The organism is Actinomyces urogenitalis, assembly GCF_002861525.1.
GTDB lineage: Bacteria > Actinomycetota > Actinomycetes > Actinomycetales > Actinomycetaceae > Actinomyces > Actinomyces urogenitalis.
Map to the genome: position 1 here is coordinate 20,498 of NZ_PKHA01000009.1, position 23,211 is coordinate 43,708.

22 protein-coding genes are annotated in these 23,211 nt (G+C 69.4%); 5 read left to right on the forward strand and 17 right to left on the reverse strand.

Annotated features, from left to right (window positions below):
- The first annotated feature begins 17 nt into the window (after positions 1-17).
- Positions 18-1,337, forward strand: coding sequence for an MFS transporter (locus tag CYJ26_RS08350; RefSeq protein ID WP_006549284.1), 1,320 nt, complete (start codon positions 18-20; stop codon positions 1,335-1,337).
- 61 nt (positions 1,338-1,398) lie between these two features.
- On the opposite strand, the gene CYJ26_RS08355 is transcribed toward CYJ26_RS08350, so the two are convergent.
- Positions 1,399-1,701, reverse strand: coding sequence for a DUF1304 domain-containing protein (locus CYJ26_RS08355; protein ID WP_006549283.1), 303 nt, complete (start codon positions 1,699-1,701; stop codon positions 1,399-1,401).
- Positions 1,702-2,558: 857 nt separating this feature from the next.
- Here CYJ26_RS08355 and CYJ26_RS08360 point away from each other — a divergent pair.
- Positions 2,559-3,182, forward strand: a complete 624-nt coding sequence (locus CYJ26_RS08360; RefSeq protein WP_006549281.1) for a GntR family transcriptional regulator — start codon at positions 2,559-2,561, stop codon at positions 3,180-3,182.
- A 159-nt stretch (positions 3,183-3,341) separates the two neighbouring features.
- On the opposite strand, the gene CYJ26_RS08365 is transcribed toward CYJ26_RS08360, so the two are convergent.
- The 5 genes from CYJ26_RS08365 to CYJ26_RS08385 form a co-directional block, all read right to left on the reverse strand.
- The gene (locus CYJ26_RS08365; protein ID WP_169305830.1) at positions 3,342-4,859 is read right to left on the reverse strand and encodes a carboxylesterase family protein; all 1,518 of its coding nucleotides are present in this window, start codon (positions 4,857-4,859) and stop codon (positions 3,342-3,344) included.
- Positions 4,852-6,144, reverse strand: a complete 1,293-nt coding sequence (locus CYJ26_RS08370; RefSeq protein WP_006549279.1) for an MFS transporter — start codon at positions 6,142-6,144, stop codon at positions 4,852-4,854. The genes CYJ26_RS08365 and CYJ26_RS08370 overlap by 8 nt, the downstream gene beginning before the upstream one ends.
- 207 nt (positions 6,145-6,351) lie before the next feature.
- The gene (fumC, locus tag CYJ26_RS08375; protein ID WP_006549278.1) at positions 6,352-7,773 is read right to left on the reverse strand and encodes a class II fumarate hydratase; all 1,422 of its coding nucleotides are present in this window, start codon (positions 7,771-7,773) and stop codon (positions 6,352-6,354) included.
- Between the two features lie 171 nt (positions 7,774-7,944).
- On the reverse strand, positions 7,945-8,805 hold the full coding sequence (locus CYJ26_RS08380) for a purine-nucleoside phosphorylase (protein WP_006549277.1): 861 nt from the start codon (positions 8,803-8,805) through the stop codon (positions 7,945-7,947).
- Between the two features lie 2 nt (positions 8,806-8,807).
- A complete protein-coding gene (locus CYJ26_RS08385) occupies positions 8,808-10,265 on the reverse strand; it encodes a purine-cytosine permease family protein (protein ID WP_006549276.1) in 1,458 nt (485 codons plus the stop codon).
- Between the two features lie 216 nt (positions 10,266-10,481).
- Here CYJ26_RS08385 and CYJ26_RS08390 point away from each other — a divergent pair, with 216 nt between their 5' ends.
- On the forward strand, positions 10,482-10,676 hold the full coding sequence (locus CYJ26_RS08390) for a CsbD family protein (protein ID WP_034236111.1): 195 nt from the start codon (positions 10,482-10,484) through the stop codon (positions 10,674-10,676).
- A 105-nt stretch (positions 10,677-10,781) separates the two neighbouring features.
- On the opposite strand, the gene mnhG is transcribed toward CYJ26_RS08390, so the two are convergent.
- From mnhG to CYJ26_RS08425, 7 genes are all read right to left on the reverse strand, one after another.
- Positions 10,782-11,180, reverse strand: coding sequence for a monovalent cation/H(+) antiporter subunit G (mnhG, locus tag CYJ26_RS08395; protein WP_006549274.1), 399 nt, complete (start codon positions 11,178-11,180; stop codon positions 10,782-10,784).
- Positions 11,177-11,629, reverse strand: coding sequence for an MrpF/PhaF family protein (locus tag CYJ26_RS08400; RefSeq protein WP_006549273.1), 453 nt, complete (start codon positions 11,627-11,629; stop codon positions 11,177-11,179). The genes mnhG and CYJ26_RS08400 overlap by 4 nt, the downstream gene beginning before the upstream one ends.
- A complete protein-coding gene (locus CYJ26_RS08405) occupies positions 11,626-12,273 on the reverse strand; it encodes a Na+/H+ antiporter subunit E (protein WP_006549272.1) in 648 nt (215 codons plus the stop codon). The genes CYJ26_RS08400 and CYJ26_RS08405 overlap by 4 nt, the downstream gene beginning before the upstream one ends.
- Positions 12,273-13,913, reverse strand: a complete 1,641-nt coding sequence (locus CYJ26_RS08410) for a Na+/H+ antiporter subunit D (protein ID WP_034236074.1) — start codon at positions 13,911-13,913, stop codon at positions 12,273-12,275. The genes CYJ26_RS08405 and CYJ26_RS08410 overlap by 1 nt, the downstream gene beginning before the upstream one ends.
- Complete coding sequence (locus tag CYJ26_RS08415; RefSeq protein WP_006549270.1) at positions 13,910-14,338, reverse strand: Na(+)/H(+) antiporter subunit C; 429 nt, start codon at positions 14,336-14,338, stop codon at positions 13,910-13,912. The genes CYJ26_RS08410 and CYJ26_RS08415 overlap by 4 nt, the downstream gene beginning before the upstream one ends.
- Positions 14,335-17,235 (reverse strand): Na+/H+ antiporter subunit A, encoded by a 2,901-nt coding sequence (locus CYJ26_RS08420; RefSeq protein WP_006549269.1) that lies wholly within the window; start codon positions 17,233-17,235, stop codon positions 14,335-14,337. The genes CYJ26_RS08415 and CYJ26_RS08420 overlap by 4 nt, the downstream gene beginning before the upstream one ends.
- Positions 17,236-17,387: 152 nt before the next feature.
- Positions 17,388-18,320: an NADP-dependent oxidoreductase gene (locus CYJ26_RS08425; protein ID WP_101638266.1), complete on the reverse strand. Its 933-nt coding sequence runs from the start codon at positions 18,318-18,320 to the stop codon at positions 17,388-17,390.
- A 3-nt stretch (positions 18,321-18,323) separates the two neighbouring features.
- On the opposite strand from CYJ26_RS08425, the gene CYJ26_RS11140 reads away from it, so the two are divergent.
- The gene (locus CYJ26_RS11140) at positions 18,324-18,446 is read left to right on the forward strand and encodes a hypothetical protein (RefSeq protein ID WP_006549267.1); all 123 of its coding nucleotides are present in this window, start codon (positions 18,324-18,326) and stop codon (positions 18,444-18,446) included.
- A 149-nt stretch (positions 18,447-18,595) separates the two neighbouring features.
- On the opposite strand, the gene CYJ26_RS08430 is transcribed toward CYJ26_RS11140, so the two are convergent.
- On the reverse strand, positions 18,596-19,408 hold the full coding sequence (locus CYJ26_RS08430) for an IclR family transcriptional regulator (protein WP_006549266.1): 813 nt from the start codon (positions 19,406-19,408) through the stop codon (positions 18,596-18,598).
- On the opposite strand from CYJ26_RS08430, the gene CYJ26_RS08435 reads away from it, so the two are divergent.
- On the forward strand, positions 19,392-20,402 hold the full coding sequence (locus CYJ26_RS08435) for an MFS transporter (RefSeq protein ID WP_006549265.1): 1,011 nt from the start codon (positions 19,392-19,394) through the stop codon (positions 20,400-20,402). The genes CYJ26_RS08430 and CYJ26_RS08435 overlap by 17 nt on opposite strands.
- 139 nt (positions 20,403-20,541) lie before the next feature.
- Here the strand turns inward: CYJ26_RS08435 and CYJ26_RS08440 are convergent, their stop codons facing one another.
- Genes CYJ26_RS08440 through CYJ26_RS08450 form a run of 3 tightly spaced genes read right to left on the reverse strand, consistent with a single transcriptional unit; the run spans position 20,542 to position 23,086 of the window.
- Positions 20,542-21,324 carry an ABC transporter permease gene (locus CYJ26_RS08440; RefSeq protein ID WP_006549263.1) on the reverse strand — a complete coding sequence of 261 codons (783 nt, stop codon included), beginning with the start codon at positions 21,322-21,324 and terminating at the stop codon, positions 20,542-20,544.
- A gap of 5 nt (positions 21,325-21,329) precedes the next feature.
- On the reverse strand, positions 21,330-22,094 hold the full coding sequence (locus CYJ26_RS08445) for an ABC transporter permease (protein WP_006549262.1): 765 nt from the start codon (positions 22,092-22,094) through the stop codon (positions 21,330-21,332).
- On the reverse strand, positions 22,091-23,086 hold the full coding sequence (locus tag CYJ26_RS08450) for an ABC transporter ATP-binding protein (RefSeq protein WP_006549261.1): 996 nt from the start codon (positions 23,084-23,086) through the stop codon (positions 22,091-22,093). Before CYJ26_RS08450 ends, CYJ26_RS08445 begins: the two co-directional genes overlap by 4 nt.
- Between the last annotated feature and the right edge of the window lie 125 nt (positions 23,087-23,211).

The window sequence follows — 23,211 nt, forward strand, 5'->3', positions numbered from 1 at the left end:
TTGACGCCCAGGCGGTGATGGACCAAGGTGGCGCCGTGCCCGAGACCACCCCGCTGCCCTCCTCCCAGCCACGCTCGTTGGCCGCCTCTGCGACGCTGCGTGCCCTGCTCATCATCGTTCTGTTGACCTACGTGGCCCAGAACATGCTCAACGTCTCCATCGCTCCCCTGTCCCGGGCCCTGGATCTGGCCGAGTGGGTGGTCGGGCTGGCGGTCTCCGCAGCAGCGCTGTTCGTCACGATGCTGTCCCAGTTCTGGGGTCGGCGGTCGGTGGCCTGGGGACGACGGCGGGTACTGCTGACCTCCCTCAGCCTCGCGCTGGTAGCCGGAGGCCTGTTCAGCGCGGCAGTCGCGCTGCGCGCGGCAGGGATCGTTGGCGCGGTGGCGGCCTCCGCCGCGATCGTGGCGGCACGCGGCCCGTTCTTTGGCTCGGCGGTGGCCGCTATCCCGCCCACCGGGCAGGCGCTCATTGCTGAGATCACGCCTGATGAGGCCAGCCGTGTCAGGGGGATGGCGGCGTTTTCTGGCTCGGTCCAGCTCTCGATCATGATCGGCTCGGTGGTCTCCTCGGCCTTGGCGGCCTGGTGGATCTTCGCTCCCGTCCATGCCACGCCGTGGTTCATCCTCATCGCCCTGGTGGTGGCCTGGCGCTGGGTGCCTCGCGACGCCACGGTGGCCTCTGCCGCCGGCCGATTGCGGGGCCTGCGCAGGCGCGCCGAAGGGGCTGACGCCGCGACCGACCGTGCCCTGCCTCCGCGGGTCTCCTGGTTCGACCCGCGTCTGAGAGCCTGGATCGGCGTCGGCCTGGGCACCTTCTTCACCGCCGGGGTCGTCCAGATCACGATGGGCTTCCTGGCTCAGGACCGCCTGGCTCTGCCTGCCCAGACCGCGGTGTCCGTGACCGGCCTCATGCTGCTGGCTAACGCCGCCGGCGCCATGATCACCCAGCTACTCGTGGTACCTCGCCTGCGGTGGTCCCCACAGCGCCTGCTGCGCACCGGGACCCTGCTGGGACTGATCGCGCTCATCGCGCTGGCCGCGGCGCCGTCGGCCTGGCTGCTGGCGGTCTCGACCTTCGCGCTCGGAGTCTCCTCCGGGCTGAGTGGGCCGGGCTTTACCGCTGGCGGGTCGCTCGCCGTGACCGCGGCGGAGCAGGGCGGCGTGGCCGGGGTCCTCAATGCCACCGGCTCGATGACGTGGATCGTTGCTCCGGTCACGGCGACGGCGCTCTACGGCTGGCAGCCGCTAGCGCCCTTTGTCCTGTCCCTGGTGGTGCTGTCCATCTCGACGCTTCTGGCCTGGACCCGGCTGGAGCGCCGTCGCGCGACCATCGCGTAGCAGCCCGCCATCGGCCTGGCTGACCGGCGCGCAGCTAGCGGCCTGGCTGGCCGGCGCGCAGCTAGACGAGGAAGGCGAGCCCCAGGGCCACGCCCGCGACCGCTGCGTAGCCGCTGCCGGCCCACACCAGGGCGGCGCCGAGCAGCCCCTGGACCGCGAGGAAGAGGTTGTAGAAACCCTGGTTGTAGGCGTAGAAGGCGTGGGGCCGTGCTTCCTCGGGGGTGCCGCCGAAGGTCTTGCGCGCCAGCGCCCCCTCCCAGGCGATGGACTCCATGTAGAAAATGAGGACGTGCAGCACGCTGGCGAGGACGGTCAGTACGAGGCCGGCGTGAGCCAGCACGGGAGTGAGGGCAAGCTCGGTCATGGCGCCGATCCATGTGCGCGCTGAGGCCGCACTCGCCGCTCCCCCATCGCACCGCCCGCTACCCGTCAGCGCCCTTCGCTACCCCGCCGCGCCATCCGCTACCCCATCGCGCCACCCGCTACCCATCAACGTCCATCGCTACCCCGCAGCACGCGCCCACGGATAGCCAAGAACACCAAGGGGTAGCGAAGGCCAGGTTGGGGTAGCAAAGGCCAGGTTGGGGTAGCGACGACAGTATTGGGGTAGCGGGTGTGGTTCGCCGGTGCCCTCGTACCGGCGTCGTCGGGCTCATAGGAACGTGCCTGGCTGCTCGACATAGCGTTGTGCCAATTGGGGCGTACATGCCAGCCGCTGGGAGGCACGCCCCAATCAGCAAAGCACGTCACCCTGGAGAATCAGCCGGCCCATGCCAGATGCCGCTGCCCGAGCTACTCCTCGGCAGGCACGCACCATCCGGCCAAGTACGCCCTCATTCACCAAGCACGCCCCAATCAGCAAAGCACGGCGCCATCCGGATACTGGGAAGCCGTACAACTGGGAGGAGACCTCAGAGTCGGAAACTTCCAGCCTTCTCGCTGGGAACCCACACAACTGGAAGAAGGCCGCCAGGGGCGGGGACTTCCAGCACCCCCTCGCGGGGAACCCGCACAACTAGGAGAAGGCGGGCGCCGGGGCCGGGCCCCACCCAGGTCCTTGTCCCCTCACCGGCGCCCTCACCCCCGCGAGCACCTCCGCTACCCCGCCCTTTGCCGGTGTCTCCCCTCGCCCGTCCCTCTCCTGCGCCCTCGCCTCGCTGGAGCCCGTGTAGGGTGCTGGTGCCCGCGATCTCACGGCGACACTGACCCGGAGGAGGACCCGTGACCGCTCCCGAACGCATTACCTCGGCGCTGCGCCGGGCTATCCGCCAGGGGGAGCTTGCCCCGGGCAGCCTGCTCCCCCAGGACGAGCTCGCCCGCCGCTTCGAGGTCTCGCGCAACCCGCTGCGCGAGGCGCTGGCCGTCCTGGCCGGTGAGGGCCTGGTGGAGCTGCGCCCGGGCCGACGCGCCGTTGTCCGCCGCCTCACGCCAGCCGAAGTCGCCGAGCTCTACGACCTGCGCATCGCGATCGAGCCGACGCTGGCCGTTCCCGTGGTCGACGCCGCCTCGCCGCGTGCGCTGGCCAGTCTGCGCGAGCTCGCCGCGGTCACCCAGGCAGCCGAGGATCACAACGACTGGCTGGAGGCGAACTACGAGTTCCACCAGGCGCTGTACGCCCTGGCCGAGCGCCCTCGCACCCAGGCGTTGTGCGTCCAGCTGCTGGGAGCCTCCCAGCCCTACTCAGCGCTCAACATCGGCACGCTCGGCGGTCGGGCCAAGGCTGAGGCCGAGCACCGCCAGATGATCGAGGCAATCGACCAGCGCGACCCTGCCAGGCTGGCCGAGCTCTTCTGCCAGCACCTGCGTAACGCCCGGGACGCCCTCCTGGCATCCATGGCCGAGTAGGAGCCGCAGACACCGGTGGCGGGCACCCCACAGTGGGGTGCCCGCCACCTCGCGCCCGTCCGACGGCGTCGCTTCAGCACGCCGGCGGGAGCCCCCGCGTGTCTGCGGCGCCACGCCTCGCAGGCGGTCCGTCACGCTTCGCAGGCCGTGTGTCCCGTCTCAGGGCCGGCCGACCCCGTGCCACAGCTCGGTCATCATCCGGTAGTCACCGGCCGCGTCGAAGTCCTCACCCGCCACGGCGACGACGGCGCCCTGGCCAAGCCTGAGCTCCTCGACCCGCTCGGGTGCCGGGGCCTGCCCCGCTGGCAAGGCCGGCCAGCCGGGCTCACCGTCGGTGGCCATGTCCAGCACCCAGCCACGTACCTGCGCGTCACGGGCCTTCATCGCCGGGGTAGACTGCGGCCAGCTCGAGCCCAGCAGCGCCGGACCGTCACAAGCGTGACCCGCCTGGGCGCCGTCAGCCCGCCCGGTCATCGCCAGGTAGGCGGTACCGCCGGCTGCCGCCTGGGCCAGCGCAGCCCGCGCGGCCGGGAGGCGGTAGATCCAGTCGGTGAGCATGCGCTGACGCACCAGGCCTGGCGTGCTGCCCGCCTCACCCGTGGGAGCCTCAGGCAGGCTCGCGTAGTGCGTCACCAGGGCCTCAGCCTGTGTCCGCTCGACCCCCAAGTCCTCGATCTCGCTGCGCACAGCGTCCAGATCCACCGGGTCGAAGACCTCGGGGTTGCGGAAGGCGGAGATCTCGTCCCGGGTGGAGCACACGAGGATCGGCGTCAAGGCAGCCCGTCCCGCCTCCAGTGCACGCATGGGGTGCATGGCGAGTACACCGGTCGGCTCTGCGGAGTCGTCCACGATCCCCAGTGCCTGGGGCGCGGTGGAGTTGCGCTGCCCGATGTCCGAGACGGCGATCGTGGGCTGGGCCGCGAAGAGATCCGCCAGATCCGCCCGTCGCAGGGCCTGGGGATCGTGCTCGACGCCGAGCTCACGCAGGAAGGCGGCCGTCATCTCTTTGGCGCGCCATCCTGGGACCACGCGACTCATCCCGCCCGAGGCCAGAACGAGCCCGCTGTAGAGCCCCGCAGCCTCATCGATCGCGGGCAGAGCACCGGCGATGAAGGCGCCGGCGCTCTCCCCCACCACTGTGACCCGGCTCGGGTCCCCGCCGAAGGCTGCGATATGACGCCGGATCCAGCGCAGCGCGAGCACGGCATCGCGCAGGCCGAGGTTAGAGACTCCGTTGTAGCCGCCCAGGTGGGACAGCGAGAGGAATCCCAGCACGCCGGTGCGGTAGTTGGGAGCCACCGCGATGACTCCTCCGGTGCCAGCGAGCGCCGAAGCGTCGGAGAAGGCAGAGGAGTTCGCGCCGTGCTCGAAGCCGCCGCCGTAGATCCACACGACCACTGGCAGGGGCTCCTCGCCAGCCTCCTGGGGTGCCCAGACGGTGAGGTTGAGGCAGTCCTCGCTCACCGGCGCACCCGGGTCCTCGTAGTAGGGCAAGGGCTGGGCTGGGGCAGGCCCGGCAGTCAGGGCCTGGCCTGGCAGGACGTCCACCGCCCGCGCAGGCTCGAAGCGCTCAGCGCTGGCATAGGGGATCCCAGCCCAGCGACGCACCGGTCCGGTCGAGGCCTGGATCGTGCTGCTCAAGGGCAGGCGGGGCTGGCTCATCTCCGGCTCAGGCACGGCTCGCCACCGCCTCATCGCTGCCCTCGGTCAGGGCCGGGCCCTGGTCCTCACGCGCGCTGGATCGGTCAAAGACGAGCTTGCGGCCGGCGACGATGACCAGCAGCACCAGGGCGTAGGCCACCGCGTAGGAGACGACGTTGATGGTCAGGGACAGCTCGTAGCCTCCGGTGGAGTCGTGGAGCAGGCCGTGGACATAGACCATGATGGCGTTGCCCAGCGCCCCGAACAGGGAGACAGTGGACCAGATCGTGGCATAGTCCAGGCCGCCGAAGACACGGCGTACCAGCAACGGCAGGCCCACGAGCGCAAAGCCCTGCCCCATGCCGGCAGCGAAGGAGGCCACGGACAGCGGGCTCTGGCCGGAAACCAGGAGAAGCCCAGCCCAGCCGCCACCACCGATGAGCGCGAAGACCACCAGGGCGATGGGAGCCGGCATGTGGTCCAGCAGCACGCCGATGACGAACTTGCCCGCTGCCGCGCCCAGCAGGAGTGCGGAGAAGACGGCGCCGGTCGCCACCTCGGACAGGCCGCCGAGGTTGAGATAGGTCGGCACGTGCTGGACGAGGGAGGCCACGCCCTGGAGCAGCAGCACGATGACGACGAAACCGACAAAGGGCGCGCTGCGGTAGGCGCGGCGTGCCGGGACGCCGGAGTCAGCCGACTGCGCCGTGCTCGTGGTCGGGTCGTAACCGTAGGGGATGTCGACACCAGGGCGGCGCAGGCGCGTGATGAAGATGGTGAAGGGCAGAATCGTCACGCTCATGACGATCGCGGTGAGCACATAGGCCTGGCGCCAACCGTCCTGGGCAATCCACGAGCCGACCATCGGGGAGAAGATCGATCCGCCCACAGCCGTGAGCGCCCCGGTGATTCCCATAACCAGGCCCAGCTGCTTCTCAAACCAGTTGGCCAGCAGGATAGCGATGGACATGGAGACCGCCACCGTCTTGGTCACGCCCTGGACCAGTCCCACGAGGTAGAGCACCCACATGTCCTGGGCCGCAGCACCCAGCAGGTAGGTCGCCGCGGTCAGGGCGAAGGAGGTGGTCAGCAGGATGCGGGCGTCGACCTTGGCGAAGAGCTGACCGGTGACGGCCAGGATCGCGGCGCCAGCCAGGGAGCCGATGGTGGACATGAGGGAGACCTGCGAGATGGTCACTCCCAGGTCCTCGGAGATCGCCGTCCAGTACAGGCTGGCGGTGTTGATGGTCAGTCCGAATCCGACGACGGACAGGACGCAGCAGGCCACGAAGACCCACCAGGCGTAGTGAATGCGCTTCACAAGACACTTCCTTGTGCGAGGGGAGATTCTCCCGGGGCGGAAGAACTGCCCAAAGTGAACGCACTTTTGATTTCTGTACGCATTTTGAGGTGGCTTACAGGACGACGCCGCCCCGCACCTTCCAGCAGAAAGGTGCGGGGCGGCGTCGTTCAGCGCTGCGGGCAGCGACGAGCTAGCGGGCCGTGGCAGCCTGCGACGGCGACTGGCTCACTCGTCCGCGGCCGAGGGGTGGGTCATGTCAGCCGGGACCACCCAGGCATCGAACTCCGCCTCGGTGACGAAACCGAGCTCCAGGGCCGACTCGCGCAGGGACAGGCCCTTGTGGTGGGCGTTCTTGGCGATCTTGGAGGCCTTGTCATAGCCGATGTGGCGGTTGAGGGCCGTGACCTGCATGAGGTTCTTGTCCAGGTTCTCCTGGATCTTGGCGCGGTTGGGCTCGATGCCGTAGGCGCAGTGCTCGTCGAAGGACACGCAGGTGTCCCCCAGCAGCTGGATGGACTCCAGCACGCACCAGGCCATGACGGGCTTGAAGACGTTGAGCTGGAAGTTACCCTGCGAGCCGGCGAAGCCGACCGTGGCATCGTTACCGAAGACCTTGACGGCGACCATGGTCATGGCCTCGCACTGGGTGGGGTTGACCTTGCCAGGCATGATCGAGGAGCCGGGCTCGTTCTCGGGGATGATGAGCTCACCGATGCCGTTGCGCGGACCGGAGGCGTACCAGCGCACGTCGTTGGCGACCTTCATCAGGGCGTCAGCCAGCACACGCAGCGCGCCGGAGACGAGCACGAGGGCGTCGTGAGCACCCAGCGCCGCGAAGAGGTTGTCCGCCTGCTTGAACTCGATGCCGGTCTCCTCGGAGATCTTCTTGGCAGCCAGCTCACCGAACTTGGGGTGGGCGTTCAGGCCCGTACCCACCGCGGTACCACCGATGGCGAGCTCCCGGGCGCGCGAGTCGGCGTAGCGGATGCCGTCCAGGGCGAAGTCGATCTGGGCGACCCAGCCGGAGATGACCTGGCCCAGGCGGATCGGGGTGGCGTCCTGCAGGTGGGTGCGGCCCACCATGATGACGTCGTCGAACTCCTTGGCCTTGGCGTCCAGGGTGTTGCGCAGCCGCTCCACGCGCGGGTACATGCGCTGCAGCTCGTCGACGACGGCGATGTGCATGGCCGTGGGGAAGGTGTCATTGGAGGACTGGCCACGGTTGACGTGGTCGTTGGGGTGGACCGGAGTCTTGGAGCCCATGACCCCGCCGGCCAGCTCGATGGCGCGGTTGGAGATGACCTCGTTGGAGTTCATGTTCGACTGCGTGCCCGAGCCGGTCTGGAAGACGACGAGCGGGAAGTGGTCGTCCAGCTTGCCGGAGATGACCTCGTCACCGGCCTGGGCGATGAGGTCGGCGATGTCACGTGGCAGCTCGCCCAGCTCGGCGTTGGCCAGGGCGGCGGACTTCTTGAGCACGCCGAGCGCCTTGATGAGGGGACGGGACAGGACGAAGGTCTCGCGCCCGATGTTGAAGTTGGTCAGGGAACGCTGCGTCTGCGCGCCCCAGTAACGGTCAGCGGCGACCTCGACGGCGCCCATGGAGTCGGTCTCGGTGCGCGTTGCAGCGCTGGTCTCAGATGCCATGGGACCAGGCTAGCCGGGCACGCGCCGCCCGGCACGGGGACGGGTGTCCTACTCCTGCCGGCCCAGCACGCCAGGCCGGGCGAAGACGGCGGTGGCAGGAGGGGACCAGTGTCCTCTCCCGCCACCCCAGACTGTTGGCTACGCGCCTCAGGCAGCGGCCCGGTCCTCCGCTCAGCCCCTGGCGAGCTCGGCCACCACCGCGTCCACGCCGTCGGCCAGGGTGGCGTGCGCCCCGCGAACCAGGCGGACCACCTCCTCGGGGTCCGTGGCCTCGGCAGCGAAGGACAGGTCAGACACGACGCTCATCCCGGCCACGCGCACACCGAGCTGATGCAGGGCGATGGCCTCCAGGACGGTGGACATGCCGACGGCGTCCGCTCCCCCGCCAGCCAGCCACCGGGTCTCAGCCATGGTCTGGTACTCCGGACCCCGCAGGGCCGCGTAGGTTCCCTCACGCTCGGTCCTCTTTCGCAGGACCTGGGCCAGGCGCCGGTCCCAGACCTCGCGCACGTCAACGAAGACCGTGCCGTCAAAGGGAGAGGAGCCCGTGAGGTTGAGGTGGTCCGTGATGGTCATGACCTCGCCGAGCCGCCAGTCGCGCAGGCACCCGTTGGCGTTGACGAGCACCGCCGCGCGTACGCCCGCTGCTGCCGCGGCGCGAGCCAGCGCCACGACCGGAGCCGAACCGTGCCCCTCATACAGGTGCGTGCGGCCGTAGGCGACGAGAACGCGCAGGCCGCGGTCGCCGTCGTCGCCTGGCAGCGTGCGCCGGTAGGAGGCGAGCAGGTCCCGGTGGCCGGGGGCCGCCGGAGCCAGGACGCCGGGCAGGTCAGACAACGGCAGCGTCGCCTCGGGCTCGCCCCAGCCCTCCAGCGCGCCGTCAGCCCCCGAACCGAGTACAACGAGCAGGTCGTGGTGGTCAGCGCCGGTGCGCCGCGCGATCTGGTGCGCGGCATCCAGGGCCGGGCCAGGCCCGTCCGCCCCGCCTGAGAGGGTGAGCGCCTCCAGCAGGGTCGGCTCCGTCGTCGCCATGCTCAGCGCCCTTCCTGACGGCGCACGCGAGAGGCGCCGAGCACCAGGTGACCGACCAGGCCGATGACCAGAGCCGCGAGCACGCCGAGGTTGGCGTAGGCCCAGGCACCCTCACGCCCGCCCAGGGGCGCGAGCAGGTAGCCCTGCCAGGACAGCCACGAGGCGGCGGAGTTGACCACCAGCCCCCAGCCCACGCCCGATCCGAGGACCACCAACGCCACGGCCTCCCAGTTCACCGAGCCGTAGATCCCGTTCGGGGTGGCCAGGGCGGCCTCGTCGTAGTCACGCTTGCGCAGCAGGACCTCGGCGATCATGACGCCGGCCCAGGCGGCGATGACCACGCCGAGCGTGGTGAGGAAGCCCTGGAAGGGACCGAGGAAGTCATCGGCTCCGGCGACGACGGCGATCGTGCCGACCGTCATGATCGTGGCGTCGATGGCGGTGGCCACGTGCCGCTTGACCGGCAAGCCGGTAGCCAGCAGGGACAGGCCCGAGGAGTACAGGTCCATGATGATGCCGCCGGCCAGGCCCAGGATCGCCACGAGGGCGAAGGGCACGAGGAACCAGGTGGGCAGGATCGTGGTGAGCGCCCCGATGGGATCGGAGTCGATGGCGGTGCCGAGCTCAGGGTCACTGCCCACAAGCATGATGCCGGCCACCACCAGGACCACCACGGGCAGGGAGGAGCCAAAGGTGGTCCAGCCGACGACCCCGGCCGTGGAGGCCTTGCGCGGCAGGTAACGCGAGTAGTCCGCAGCCGCGTTGACCCAGCCGAGCCCGAAGCCGGTGACCACCATGACCAGGGCGCCGATGACAGCGGCGGCGCTGCCTGCGGGAAGCTCCGACAGCACGGAGAAGCTGATCTGCGGGGCGACGAGCACCAGGTAGATGACGGTGAGCACGCCGGTGGCCCAGGTGATCCAGGTCTGGACCTTCATGATGGTGTCGAAGCCGAGGATCCCGGCCGAGGCAGCCAGCCCCACCGTGATGAGGAAGCCGACGACCTGGGCACCGACCTGGTTGTGCCAACCTAAGGCCTGCAGGACGGTGGCTGAGGCGAGGGTCGCGGTGACGCACAGGACCGTCTCCCAGCCCACGGTGAGCATCCAGGAGATGGCGGCGCTCAGCCGGTTGCCGTTGTAGCCGAAGGCCGCGCGTGACAGGGCGAGCGTGGGGGCCGAGCCCCGCTTACCGAGGACCGCGACGACGCCGCACAGGCCGAAGGAGACCACGACGCCGACGACGCTGGCCACCACGGCCTGCCAGAAGGACAGGCCGAAGCCGAGCACCCACGAGCCCCAGGACAGGCCGAGGACGGAGATGTTGGCCGCGAACCAGGGCATGAAGAGGTCGCGCGGGCGGCCCTTGCGCTCGGACTCGGAGATGACGTCGAGCCCGGCGTTCTCGATGAGGCCGGCGCCGGTATCGGGCGCAGGAGATGGGGAGGCGGTGGAGGACATGAGGTCCCCTTCTGTGAGGGATGGCAGTGATGCCGTGGGACCGCCCCAGCCTATGCTTCGCCAGCGCACGAGGTGTCATGACACCCGACCGGTGCTCGTGGCCCCGGACACATCGCCCTGCGTGAACGGAGGAGGTCGATCACCGCGCAGACCGTGCCACGAGCCGGTGGGTATGAGAGACTGAGCGAGCATGATCCCCGACGAGAGGAGGCCATGATGGCTGACAGTGACGCGAGTTTCGACAAGCTCGCCGGCAAGGCCAAGGAGACCCTCGGCAAGGTCACCGGCGACAAGGAGACCGAGACCGAGGGCAAGCTGCAGAACCTCGAGGGCAAGATCGCCGAGAAGGTCGACGACGTCAAGGACACCGTCCAGGGCGTGGTCAACCGTCTCAAGGGCGACGAGGAGTAACCCGCTCCCCGGCCCCTGCGGCCACACGCAGCTCGGCGCCTGCCACCCTGAGGTGGCGGGCGCCGCTTGCGTGACGGGGCCCGGAGCCTTCCAGGCAGCCGCCGGCTAGGGCACCGGCGGCGCGGACAGGTCGTCGTCGACCCGGTCCTCAGGATGGAGGTAGCCCGCCTTCTCCAGATCCTGCGCCAGATCGTCCACGACGGCGTCACCCGCCTCCCACAGACCCGTGCGATAGGCGGCGCGAGAGACCATGTGCGCCGAGACCGGACTCGTCGCGATCTGGAAGGCGGCCACCAGCACGCACACGCCAGCAACCTGCCAGCTGCGCTGGGACACGACGATCCCGGTCAGGATGAGGAGCAGGCCGAAGACCTGAGGCTTGGTCGCTGCGTGCAGGCGCGTGATGACGTCCGGGAAGCGCAGCACCCCCACGGCCGCCGTGAAGCAGAAGAAGGCGCCCGCCAGGAGCAGCAGTGCCGCAACGAGGTCAGCAAAGGAGCTCATCGACGTCCCTCCGTGTCCGCGTCCAAGTCCTCGCCGTCCTCGGCGTCATCCCATGTCTGCTCGGCCTCTGGTCCCACGGTGGCGCAGGCCTGGGCCGCGTCCGCCGCCCGCTCCAGCGAGCCTCGCGTCTGACTGGCCGCGCCGGCGCCTGCCGTGGACCGTCGCAGGTCACGCACCTGCACCGATCTGAAGGAGATGAGCCGAGCGATGGCCACCGGCCCGGTAAAGCCGATGAGGCTGAGGACCACGAGGACCGGCAGGGCCGTGGTGGATCCGGAGATGACCACGTACAAGCCTGTGCCCGCCACCGTGACCGCGGTGAGCAGGTCGGTGGCGATGGAACGGTCCAGGCTGGAGGGACCCATCGCCATGCGCGCCAGAGCCATCACGGCCGCGACCACGAGCAGCACGAGTGTGAGGGCGTGAGCCACCCCGATCACCATCGTCATCGCCTCTCCTCCCCTGCCGCAGCACTGCCCGGTGCCGTCCCGTGCTCCGAGGCACGCAGGTGCTCGCAGGCCTGCGCGATCTCGTCGGTCGTACCGAAGGCGCGCAGGATCCTCAGCTCAGCCCGCAACGCCCCCGTGCGCTCGCGCGCGGCGTCACCTGGCACCATGTCAAAGATATGCATGTAGAGCGTGCGCGTGCGCCACCGCGCCTCGACCACCACCGAGCCAGGGACGATGGACAGGATCGTTCCCGTGGCCACCTGGTAGAGATCGGCGTCCGAGCTCAGTGGGACGGCCACGACGCCGGACCTCGGCTGGCGCCGCCAGGACAGGGCGAACCAGGCCAGCTGGACGGAGGCTCGTGCCAGGTCCCAGGTCACGGCACCCACGAGCCGCAGCGCCCCGATCGGGTGGATCCAGCCGGGCCACACGATAGCCGGCATCGGGAACAGGAGGGTGACGATCGTGGCGATGAGCGCGCCGCTGACCACCGTGAAGACACTGAGCCGGCCTACCAGGAGCACCCACACCGCCGTCAGCAGGACGAGGTTGACGCCCTTGCCGCTCAGGTCACGCGGGCGCCGCAGGCGTCGTCGGGCACGCGCAGCCCCTTCACGCGCGCGCAGGCTGATCAGCGGGTCCATTATCGTCCTCCCAGCACGGCGGTGACGTAACCGTCACTGAGCAGCATCGTGGCGGCGTGCTCGCAGAACTCGTACAACGGCCCCGCAGCCACGGTCAGGGCGAGTGAGACCACGATGAGCCCCAGGCTCGCCCCCACCATGACCCCGGGCATGGGCTCGGCGACGTGAGTTGGCCTCGTGGCGGCCGTGGAGGTGGCAGACGACGGCGAGACCACACCCTCCTGGGCCACCGTCACCGTGCCGGTGGGGACCGAGGCGGGCTGCGTCGTCGTGCCTGCGGGCTTGGAAGGCCGGGCCGAGCCCACCCGCCGCGCGCCCACCACACGGACCTCGCCCCAGAAGGCACGGTTCCACACCTTGGCCATGACGTAGAGGGTGAGCAGGCTGGCTACCACCGAGGTCACCACGAGTAGCCACGCCAGGGGCGTGCCCACCTGGGCACCGGCCCGCATGAGCCCGATCTTGCCGATGAATCCGCTGAAGGGCGGGATACCAGCGAGGTTGAGAGCCGGGATGCCGAACAGCAGCGCCAGACGCGGTGAGAGCGACGCCAGCCCGGAGACCTTGTCCAGCTCGGTCGAGCCACCCACACGCGCCATCAGTCCGGCGGTCAGGAACAGCGCGGTCTGAATGGTGATGTGGTGGGCCGTGTAGTAGATGGCGGCGGCCAGCGAGCCCGTGGTCGCCAGGGCGACGCCCATGATCATGTAGCCCACGTGGCTGACCAGGGTGAAGGAGAGCAGACGCTTGAGCTCGCTCTGCGCCACCGCTCCTAGGATGCCGACCATCATGGAGGCCCCGCCCACGATGAGCAGGATCGTGGTCAGCGGGCGCTCGGCGAAGAGCAGGGTCTGCACCCGCAGCATCGAGTAGACCCCGACCTTGGTCAGCAGGCCGGCAAAGACCGCGGTCACGGGGGCCGGGGCCGTGGGGTAGGAGTCGGGCAACCAGGCGGACAGGGGGAAGACCGCCGCCTTGATCCCGAAGACGGTGAGCATCAGCGCCTGAATCATCAGCTGCATGTCGGCCGGCAGCTGCGGCACGCGCTGGGCCAGCTCGGCCATGTTGACGGTGCCGGTGGCCGTGTAGACCACGGCCAGCAGGATGAGGAAGAGCGCCGAGGAGACGAGGTTGACCACCACGTAGATCGCGCCTGCCCGGATGCGCGGGCGGGTGGCGCCCATGGTGAGCAGGACGTAGGAGGCGAAGAGCAGGATCTCGAAGCCGACGTAGAGGTTGAACAGGTCCCCAGCCAGGAAGGCGTCCGAGACTCCGGCGCTGAGCAGGAGCAGGGTCGGGTGGAAGATCGACACCGGGGTCTCCTGGCGCACCTCCTCCTGGTCCTGTCCGGTGGAGAAGACCAAGACCGCCAGGGTGACGAGAGAGGCCACCAGCAGCATGAGGGAGGACAGGCGATCAGCCACCAGCACGATGCCTGCCGAGTCCGGCCAGGCCGCCACCCACAGGGTCTGGATCCCGTCAGTCTCGGTGAGATAGACGAGGAAGGCCGCCACGAGGACGACGGTGCCCAGCGCCGCCACGGACAGCGCGCGCTGGAGGCGGGGCCGGCGGCCAGCCAGCATCGCCAGGGCGGCGCCCAGCATGGGCACCAGCACGGGAAGAGTCAGGACGTTACTCACTCGCTGACCACGTCCTCACCGGTGTCGGAGAAGGTCTGCTCCTCGAAGGACGTCGAGGTCTCGTCACGCTGGGCGAGCTCGCGGATGCGACGGTCCTCGACGTCGTCACGCACCTCGTCATGGCCCGAGAGCTGGAAGGAGCGGTAGGCCATGGTCATGACGAAGGCGGAGACGGCCATCGTGATGACGATGGCGGTGAGCACCATGGCCTGGGGCAGCGGGTCCGTCATCGCCGACGGATCCTCCTGGCCCAGGATCGCCGGACGCCCGGCGCGGCCGGCAGCGACGAGGAAGAGGACGTTGACCCCGTTGCTCATGAGGATGACGCCCATGAGGATGCGCGAGAGCGAGCGCTCGGTGAGCAGGTAGACGCCACAGGCCACCAGCAGGCCTGCGACGAGGGCGAGGGTGAGATTGGCGGTCATGGACGCTGCTCCTGGGCCGGGGCGGTCACGGTTGAGCTGGGGCGGGGTACGGGGGCTCGATGCTCCCTGGCCTGGGCGTCAATGCCGGCTCCCAGGCTTCGGGCGTAGTCGAGCAGGACGCCGACGACAACGAGGTAGACGCCGACGTCGAAGACGGTGGAGGAGACCAGGTGAAGCTCCTCCCCCAGCACCTGGACGCTCACCTCGTAGCTCTGCAGGACGGTGCCTCCCAGCAGCGCGGGGGTCAGTGCTGAGACCAGAGCGATCAGCAGCCCGGCTCCCAGCAGGTGCCCGGCATCGATCGGCGCTGCTTCCTCCAGCTCGCTGGCACCTGCGGCCAGGTACCGGGTCACCAGCGCCATGCCAGCCACCAGGCCGGCTGCGAAACCACCGCCGGGGGCGTTGTGCCCGCGCAGGAGCAGCCACACTGACACCATCATCATCACGCCGAAGACGATCCGGGTGACGACCTCGAAGAGCAGGGAGCGTGCCGCTGGGCTGAGCGAGCGCGAGCCGCGCAGCCAGGTGTGGTCCTCCCCGGTGGCTCCACGTACCAGGCGGCTTCGTCCCGAGCCACGGGCCACGTGCCGCACGTTGCGCGAGCGCAGGAAGATCAGGCTCGACACTCCCGTGGCGGCGATAACGAGCACCGAGATCTCGCCGATCGTGTCCCAGGCCCTGGTGTCCACCAGGACGACGTTGACGATGTTGGAGCCGTAGCCGAACTCCTTGGCCGAGGTGTACAGCCCCGATGAGGCCGGCTCGGCCACGCGCAGGCTGGGGGCGATCAGCGCCAGCAGGACGACGACGAGCCCCACCGCCCCCGCCAGCTGGACCCGCCACCACCGGGTGGCGGCCAGCGGGCGGTTGGTGAAGTAGCGCGGCATGCGCCGTAGCAGCAGAACGAAGACCACGAGGGTCACGGTCTCCACGAGCACCTGGGTCAGGGCCAGGTCCGCAGCGCCATGCATCTGGAAGAGCAGGGAGACGCCGAAGCCGGTCACGCCCACGAGTAGGACGGCGCGTACTCGTCCGCGCGAGGCGGCGGCCAGCAGTGCGGCCGCCGCCATGACGACGGCGACGGCGACCTGGGCCAGCGAGTCCGCCCAGATGATGGTCCTAGGCCAGTTGGTGGTCAGAAGCAGGGGCGTTCCTACCGCGAGCACCGCCACGGTGAGGATCACGGAGAGGTAGACCGGCAGTGAACCGGCCTGGAGCCGCGAGATCGTCTCGACGCCGGCGCGCTCGACGGCGCGCACACCGCGCCGGTACCACTCGTCAGCCGGCACCACCTCGGGGAAGGTGGACTGGATACGGGCCACGCGCTCACGGGAGAGGAAGAGCAGCGTCCCTCCTGCCACCGCCACCAGCGAGGCCGCTAACGGTGCCCCCAGGCCGTGCCACAGCGCCAGGTGCGTCGTCGCCGATCCCAGCGGCATCGACTCCGCGTAGGGCTCCAGGACGTGACCGAGCCGGGAGGCGAGCAGGCCGCCGGCCAGGCTGCCCAGCGTCAGCAGCGCAGGCGCGATCAGCATGGCGCGCGGCGGCATCGTCAAGGTGGTCTCTGCCTTGCCCGGCTTGAGGGCCAGTGCTCCCCACACCAGGCGCAGGGAGTAAGCCATCGTGAGCACGGAGCCGAGCACGACGGCGATGAGGACCAGCACCGCCACGGCCGGGGACAGCCCGGTCCCGTCTCCCTGGGAGACCAGGGCTACCAGGGCCGCAAAGGCTGCCTCCTTGCCCACGAAGCCGAGCATGGGCGGCAGCCCAGCCATGGAGGCCGCCGCCAGGACCATGACAAGGCTGAGGCTGCGCATACGCCGTCCCACCCCGGACAGCTCGCGCAGGTCACGGGTGCCGGCGGACTTGTCGATGATCCCGATGATGAGGAAGAGAGCGGACTTGAACAGGGCGTGAGCGATCGTCATGGCCAGGCCGGCCAGCGCGGCCGAGCGCGTCCCCATCCCGGTCAGCAGGACCATGAAGCCGAGCTGGCTGACGGTGCCGTAGGCCAGGAGCAGCTTGATATCGGTCTGGCGCAGCGAGCGCCAGCCACCGATCAGCATGGTGACGGCGCCCAGCAGCCCCACTGCCAGACGCCAGCCGGGAACGGAGGAGAAGGCGGGCGCCAGCACGGCCACGAGGTACACGCCGGCCTTGACCATGGCAGCGGCGTGGAGATAGGCGGAGACCGGCGTGGCTGCTGCCATGGCGCCAGGAAGCCAGAAGTGGAAGGGCACCAGCGCCGACTTGCTCAGGGCCCCCACGAGCATGAGCAACGCTGCGACGGTAGCCAGCGCACCCGTCGGCGGTGCCGCCACGATGGCGGACAGGCTGAGAGTGGAGGTGAGGACCCACAGGATGACGATGCCGACCAGCATCGCCAGGCCGCCGATCGTGGTGACGATGAGCGCGGTGAGCGCCGCGCCTCGGTTGGCCTTGCGGGTGAAGTCGTTACCGATGAGCAGGTAGCTGTAGACCGTGGTCAGCTCCCACATCACGTACAGGACAATGAGGTCGTCAGCGCTGACGAGCCCCAGCATCGTGCCGGCGAACCAGGTCAGGAGGGTCAGGCACCGCGTGGCAGCCGGCCCTGGGCTGAAGTACCACCGGCAGTAGAGCAGGACCAGCGCACCGACGCCGGTGACGATGAGGGCCAGGATCCACTGCACCAGCCCCATTCGTAGCGTGAGGGAGACGCCGATCGTCGGGATCCAGGCCACTTGCGAGCCCAGGACGCCGCCGGAGGTGACCGTGCCAGCCTGCGTCAGGAGCCAGGCGAAGGACATGGCGGGCACCAGCGCCGCCGCAAAGAACGCCCGCGTGCCGATCCGGCGAGCCAGAAGGGGCACGACGCCGCCGACCAGCATGTGGAGGGCGACGAGGGCAAGCAGCACGTGAGGCTCCGTTTCGATCGCGGACAGGGGGGGGCAGGTCGCGGAGGGCGCTTATTTATTGTACCGATTGTCACCTGCGCCACAGATCGTCACCGCTGCAGGCGAACGTGGGAATAGGGCTGCCGGCCGCGCGTGAGACTAGGAGAACACCCTCACGCCGTGCGCGGGCTCCAGCGGACCAGGGCCTTGCCGCGCGCCTGACCACTCACCACCGTCTCCAGCGCCTGCGGGGTCTGCTCAGGTGGCAGCACCTGTCCCACTACGGGACGCACGGCGCCGTCGTCCACCATCTGGGCAATCCGTTGCAGCCCTTCTCGGTCAGGCTGGGTGAACAGGAAGCGGTAGGTCACACCCAACCTGGCTGCCTTGCGGCGCAGCCTGAGGCTCATCAGCCCCAGCACCATCCTCATGAGGCGTCCCGAGCCCATGCGGTCGGCGAGAGTCGGCTCCGGCGTGCCCGCCACGGACACCACCGTGCCGCCCTTGCGGACGACCTGGAGCGAGCGCTCGGTGATCTCACCGCCCTGAGTATCCAGGACGAGGTCGACCGGAGCGTGAGCCAGGACCGCAGTGAAGTCCTGGCTGGCATAGTCGATGTGCTCGTCAACGCCCAGCGCCTGCACACGCTCAGCGTCTCGGGCCGAGGCCGTGGTGATGACGTAGGCTCCCAGGTGCTTGACGACCTGGATCGCGATCGACCCCGCTCCCCCACCGCCACCGTGGACGAGGACCCGCTGACCCGCGCTCAGGCCACCAAGACCGACGAGCCCCTGCCACACCGACAGACCGACCACCGGCAGGCCGGCGGCCTCGACCAGCGCGAGCGTGGTCGGAGCCAGCGCGAGCGTCCGGGCGTCAACCGCGACGTAGGGAGCGAAGGTGCCCATGGCGCGCGGGCTCGGGAATCCGTAGACCCTGTCCCCGACGGCGAGGTCACCGACCCGGGAGCCGACCCGGACCACCTCGCCACTGAGCTCGGAGCCCATGACCTTGGGGAGGCGAAGCGGGATGAGCGACTTGAGCTCTCCCCGGCGCAGGCGCTCATCGAGGTGGTTGACGCCGCTTGCTGTGACCTTGACCAGCACCTCATGGTCAGCAGGCTCGGAGCGCTCATCGACCCCTCAACCGCCGAGCACGCCCCCCTGGGCAGCCCCGAGCTCGAAGGTCAGATCGCCGCACTGCGACGCGAGCACCTCGGAGCCCAGCACTGACGGCCCGTCAGCCGCACCTGCACTAGACGTCCCGCGTCACTCCCGAGCCCCCCCCGCGACCACGCGTCGACGCCTGAGCCCACACGAGCGCCGCGAGCCCCCTCCGCCTTGTCCGCCTTGACAGCCGGCGCGAGCGCGGCCGGAAGAGCCTAGTCCACGGAGGTGCCACCGAGGTAGCCGAGGTTGACGCTGATGCGGTCAGCAACCTCGAAGAGCTGCTCCTCGATCTCGCCACGGTCCAGCTCCTTGAGCAGGCTGACGCGCCCGGACACCGAGATGGCCGCACACACCTGACCGCTGCGGTCACGGATGGGCGCAGCCAGGCACACCCGCCCCAGCGCCAGCTCCTGCTCCTCAACGGCCAGGCCCGCATCCGCTACCTCACCGAGCACACGCGTGAGCTCCTCGTGATCGGTAACGGTGAAACGGGTGAAGCGGCGCAGCTGCGCACCCAGAAGCTCCACGCGCTGCGCCTGGGTGGTCCCCAGCAGCAGGCACTTGCCCAGCCCCGAGGCGTGCAGGGGGATGGTCGCCCCCACCATCGACTGGTTCTTCGGGGCGAGGTCCCCCTCGAAGTGGCACAGGTACAGACAACGGACGCCCTCACGCACCGCGACGTTCGCGCTCAGGCGGGTGATCCTAGCCAGCTCCTGGCACAGCATCCGCGACTCACGGAAGACCGTGTTGTGGTTGAGCTCGGCAGCCGCCAGGGCCAGCAGCCGCGACCCCAGGACGAAGTCCCGGTCGCTGGTCTTGGCCACGTAGCCGAGCTCCATGAGCGTGCCCAGCAGCCGGGTGGTGGTGGACAGCCCCAGATCGGCCGCCTCGGCGATCTCCGAAGCACGCAGGCTGGAACCATTGCCCGCAGCGAGCGCATCCAGCACCGCCGCCGCCCGCCCAATGGACTGGTGAACCTGCTGGCCAGCCGTCATCATCCTGACCTCGGTGTCCACCTTCCTCATCGGCGTACTGCCGACCTACAACCAGATCGGCGTGTGGGCCTCGGTCCTCCTGGTCGCGGTGCGCCTGCTCCAGGGGTTCGCCGCCGGCGGCGAGAGCTCAGGGTCCACCGCCCTGCTCCTGGAGTACTCCCCCTCCAACCGCCGCGGCCTGGTCACCAGCTTCATCGACGTCTTCGGCTTCATGGCCTTCCTGGCCGGGGCCGCGCTCGGCCTGTTCCTGACCACCGTGCTCGGCGAGGAGACCCTGCTGGCCTGGGCCTGGCGCGTCCCCTTCTGGATCGCCCTGCCCCTGGGCATGATCGGGCTGTACCTGCGTAACAAGCTGGAGGACACTCCCGAGTTCATCGCCGCCCAGAAGAAGGGCGAGATCTCCTCCTCCCCGCTGCGCGACTCCCTGAGCACGGCCTGGAAGGCCCTGCTGTTCTGCGTGGGCTTCGTGGTGGTCAAGTCCGTGGGCCACTGGCTCCTGCAGACCTTCATGACCTCCTACCTGTCGAACAACTTGCACTACAGCCGCACCCAGAGCTTCGCCGTCACGGTGATCGGCTTCAGCGTCATCGTGGTCCTGGTGCCCTTCTTCGGCTGGCTGAGCGACAAGGTCGGGCGCCGCCCACTCATGGCTGTCGGCTGCATCGGCTTCATCGTGGCCAGCTACCCCACGCTCATGCTCATGGGCTCAGGCCACTTCTGGGCAGCCGTGGGCGCGATGGCGATCCTGGGCACCTTCATGGCCGCCATCGACGGCGCCATCAACGCCGCGATGCCCGAGCTCTTCCCGACCAACATCCGCTACGGCTCGATGTCCATCTCCTACAACATCGCCGTGTCGATCTTCGGCGGAGTGACCCCGTACGTAGCAGCCGCCCTCATCACGTGGACGGGCAACACCTACTCCCCGGCCTACTTCATCGGTGCCGCCGCCCTCATCACCCTGATCACGGTCGCCGTGGCGCCCGAGACCGGTAAGCGCCCGCTGATGACCTCGGCCGAGTAACGCCGTCCCTAGGCTGTCTGCGCGGGAGCGTATGAGGCCTCACACCGCGACCGACTGACGACGGCGACCGCAGGATCCCAAGGCTCTTCCGCCTGGGCCTGCGGTCGCCGTCGTCTCTCATCCTCCCGGGAGAACAGCGTCAGCGGCGCCGCGCAGCCAGGAGCAGCAACCCCCAGCACACGAGCCCGCTGACCAGGCTTGCGGCCAGCACAGGCTCCAGACCGGCCCAGTCCAAGCCCCCGGCGTTGGCCATGGCATCAGACCCCAGGATCTGAGCGCGCGTGACCAAGGAGTAGGGCCATACCTGCGACAGCAGGCCCGACTCACGCGCCACCCCCAGACCCACCATCGTGCCCGCCAGCCCGAGCGCCACCGAGGCACCGAAGGACCGCAGGTGCATCGCCAGCAACGACTGCACGGCCACCAGCGGCAGGGCGGCAATCACCGTCACGCCGCTGGAGACCAGCAGACCGGCTGGGAAACCGCCCGGTAGCCCCAGGACGAGCGCCCCGGAGCCCCAGGTCAGCACGACCAGCACCACCTGCATCACGGCGACCGGCACCATGACGACCAGGGTCTTGGCCGCCACGACCCGTACCATCGACGCGGGCATCGTGGTCATGGCGTTCCACGAGGTACCTCGGTGCTCCGGCCTCCAGGCAGCACTGACGATGAGCGCCACTGCCACGGAGAAGAAGAACAAGGCGTAGAAGATCGTGACCTGGCTGGTCAGTGACCGCCAACCGGCGGACAGCACGCCCTGGTTGCCCACGTAGTTGACGGTGCCGGTGATCACCGTGAGCAGCGGCAGGAGCAGGACAAAGACCCAGGTCAGGGAACGACGCAGCTTCAGGGCCTCGGCCGCGAGCAGATCCCACCACCCCACGCTAGGAACGGGCAAGGGCGCCACCTGTGTACTCATGACGCTCACCTCTCGATCCGGTCCAGTCGAGCGGTGGCAGCCAGAAAGACGGTTGCCACCAGCACCAGGAAGCCTGCGACCCACGGCCAGTCCACGCTGGCATACACCATCACGCCGTCGGCCTCTGACTGCTGTACCGGCGTGATCATGGCCCAGTACCCCCAGGGCAGCACCCGCGCCAGCCAGGGCGGCGCGAGCAGGCAGAACAAGGAGATGAAGGAGCCGAGGAATCCTGCCCCCACGCAGATGATCTGGTTGTCCACCCAGGCAGCCAGCAGCACGTGCAGGGCGCAGAAGGCCAGGTCGAGCGCGAGCAGGCTGAGCAGGTAGCCGGTCCACGGGCCCGGCTGCGGTGAGCCGACGGCACCAAGCCGACCGGCAACCAGGACCGGGATCCCCACCTGGCAGGCCGCCACCGGCACGATGACGATCATCAGGACAACCGTCTTGGACCGGCAGAGCCGTCCGGGAGTCAGGCCGCCAGCCGCTGCGAGGTTCCAGCCTCCTGCGGTGTGCTCGACGTCGGTGAGTCGGCTGGCGAGCACGGCTGTCAGGATCGGGGAGACCAGAGCAGCGGCGACTGAGACACTCAGGAGCAGACGGGGCCAGGGATCGTGTGCCACGTTGACCAGGGCGGCGCGCTGCGCCGTCGAGACCGGCAGGCTGAAGGCGACGGCCACTACGCCCAGCACGGCCGCGACCGGCCAGAGCCGCAGACGCCTGATCTTGGCCACCTCCAGGCGCAGGGCCGTGATCGTGCGCACCGTCATAGCGCCTCCTGGCTACCAGTGAGGTCCATGAAGACCTCCTCCAGGCTCTGAGCCTCACGCCTGACCTCGTAGACCGGGACCTCAGCAGCGACCAGGCGTCGCAGGAGCTCTGCCACAGCCTGCGGCGTCAGCCCCGCGACCCGGACTCCGTCAGGCACCTGGCTCACGGCGCCTGCCGGAGCAATGCCCTCCAGCAGCCGAGCCTCCAGGTGCCTGGCGGGCGTCACCACCCGTACATCGGGCACCGAGCGCGCCATGAGCTCGGTCCGTGTTCCCTGGAAGACCAGACGACCACGGGACAGGATCCCCAGGACCGTCGCCATCTTGTCGATCTCGTCCAGCAGGTGGCTGGAGACCATGACGCTCACGCCCTCGGCGGCCAGCTCAACGAGCAGGGTGCGGACCTCCTCAATGCCGGCAGGGTCCAGCCCGTTGGTGGGCTCGTCCAGGACGAGCAGCTCGGGCTGACGGGCCAGGGCCATGGCGATGCCCAGACGCTGCTTCATCCCCATGGAGTAGCTGCGCACCAGGCGGTCCTTGTGCTCCGTCAGTCGCACCAAGGTCAGCGCTCGGTCGACCTGGGCGTCGGTCAGACCCAGCATCCGCTGGACCACCCTCATGTTCTCTGCCCCGGTGAGATGGGCGTAGCCCGGCGGCTGCTCAATCATGGAGCCGGTGCGGGCCATGAGGTCGGAGCGGTGGCGGCGGTCCAGGTCCTGGCCGAGCAGACGCACGCGTCCGCTGGTGGGCGCCATGATGCCGAGAAGCATCTTCATCGTCGTGGACTTGCCGGCCCCGTTGGGCCCCAGAAAGCCGTAGACCACGCCTCGTGGGACGGCCAGGTCGAGCTGGCTGACCACGGTGCGCGCCTTGGCACCGGACCCGAAGGTCTTGGTGAGCTGATGGGTCGTGACGGCGTGCTCAGCGGGGCCTGCGTCCAGGTCGGGGCACGCGCCCTGCCTGACCGGCGGCGTTGTGGTTCGTGATCTCATGACCCCCAACTCTTCTCACCACCGGCCGCCGTCTCGTCAGGCTGAGGGCTGATTTTTGTGGGCTGCGAGCGCGGGCGGTCATACCTGGGTATGACGACTCTGCCGCCTGGGGACCGTTACGGTGG

What these genes read in the sequence shown, in the direction of transcription:
- fumC (WP_006549278.1), bottom strand. Translation starts at nt 7,773, where the DNA reads ATGGCATCTGAGACCAGCGCTGCAACGCGCACCGAGACCGACTCCATG.
- CYJ26_RS08355 (WP_006549283.1), bottom strand. Translation starts at nt 1,701, where the DNA reads ATGACCGAGCTTGCCCTCACTCCCGTGCTGGCTCACGCCGGCCTCGTA.
- CYJ26_RS08390 (WP_034236111.1), top strand. Translation starts at nt 10,482, where the DNA reads ATGGCTGACAGTGACGCGAGTTTCGACAAGCTCGCCGGCAAGGCCAAG.
- CYJ26_RS08415 (WP_006549270.1), bottom strand. Translation starts at nt 14,338, where the DNA reads ATGACCGCCAATCTCACCCTCGCCCTCGTCGCAGGCCTGCTGGTGGCC.
- CYJ26_RS08350 (WP_006549284.1), top strand. Translation starts at nt 18, where the DNA reads ATGGACCAAGGTGGCGCCGTGCCCGAGACCACCCCGCTGCCCTCCTCC.
- CYJ26_RS08445 (WP_006549262.1), bottom strand. Translation starts at nt 22,094, where the DNA reads ATGACGGTGCGCACGATCACGGCCCTGCGCCTGGAGGTGGCCAAGATC.
- CYJ26_RS08380 (WP_006549277.1), bottom strand. Translation starts at nt 8,805, where the DNA reads ATGGCGACGACGGAGCCGACCCTGCTGGAGGCGCTCACCCTCTCAGGC.
- CYJ26_RS08405 (WP_006549272.1), bottom strand. Translation starts at nt 12,273, where the DNA reads ATGGACCCGCTGATCAGCCTGCGCGCGCGTGAAGGGGCTGCGCGTGCC.
- CYJ26_RS08385 (WP_006549276.1), bottom strand. Translation starts at nt 10,265, where the DNA reads ATGTCCTCCACCGCCTCCCCATCTCCTGCGCCCGATACCGGCGCCGGC.
- mnhG (WP_006549274.1), bottom strand. Translation starts at nt 11,180, where the DNA reads ATGAGCTCCTTTGCTGACCTCGTTGCGGCACTGCTGCTCCTGGCGGGC.
- CYJ26_RS11140 (WP_006549267.1), top strand. Translation starts at nt 18,324, where the DNA reads ATGGTCAGCAGGCTCGGAGCGCTCATCGACCCCTCAACCGCCGAGCAC.
- CYJ26_RS08430 (WP_006549266.1), bottom strand. Translation starts at nt 19,408, where the DNA reads ATGAGGAAGGTGGACACCGAGGTCAGGATGATGACGGCTGGCCAGCAG.
- CYJ26_RS08440 (WP_006549263.1), bottom strand. Translation starts at nt 21,324, where the DNA reads ATGAGTACACAGGTGGCGCCCTTGCCCGTTCCTAGCGTGGGGTGGTGG.
- CYJ26_RS08450 (WP_006549261.1), bottom strand. Translation starts at nt 23,086, where the DNA reads ATGAGATCACGAACCACAACGCCGCCGGTCAGGCAGGGCGCGTGCCCC.
- CYJ26_RS08400 (WP_006549273.1), bottom strand. Translation starts at nt 11,629, where the DNA reads ATGACGATGGTGATCGGGGTGGCTCACGCCCTCACACTCGTGCTGCTC.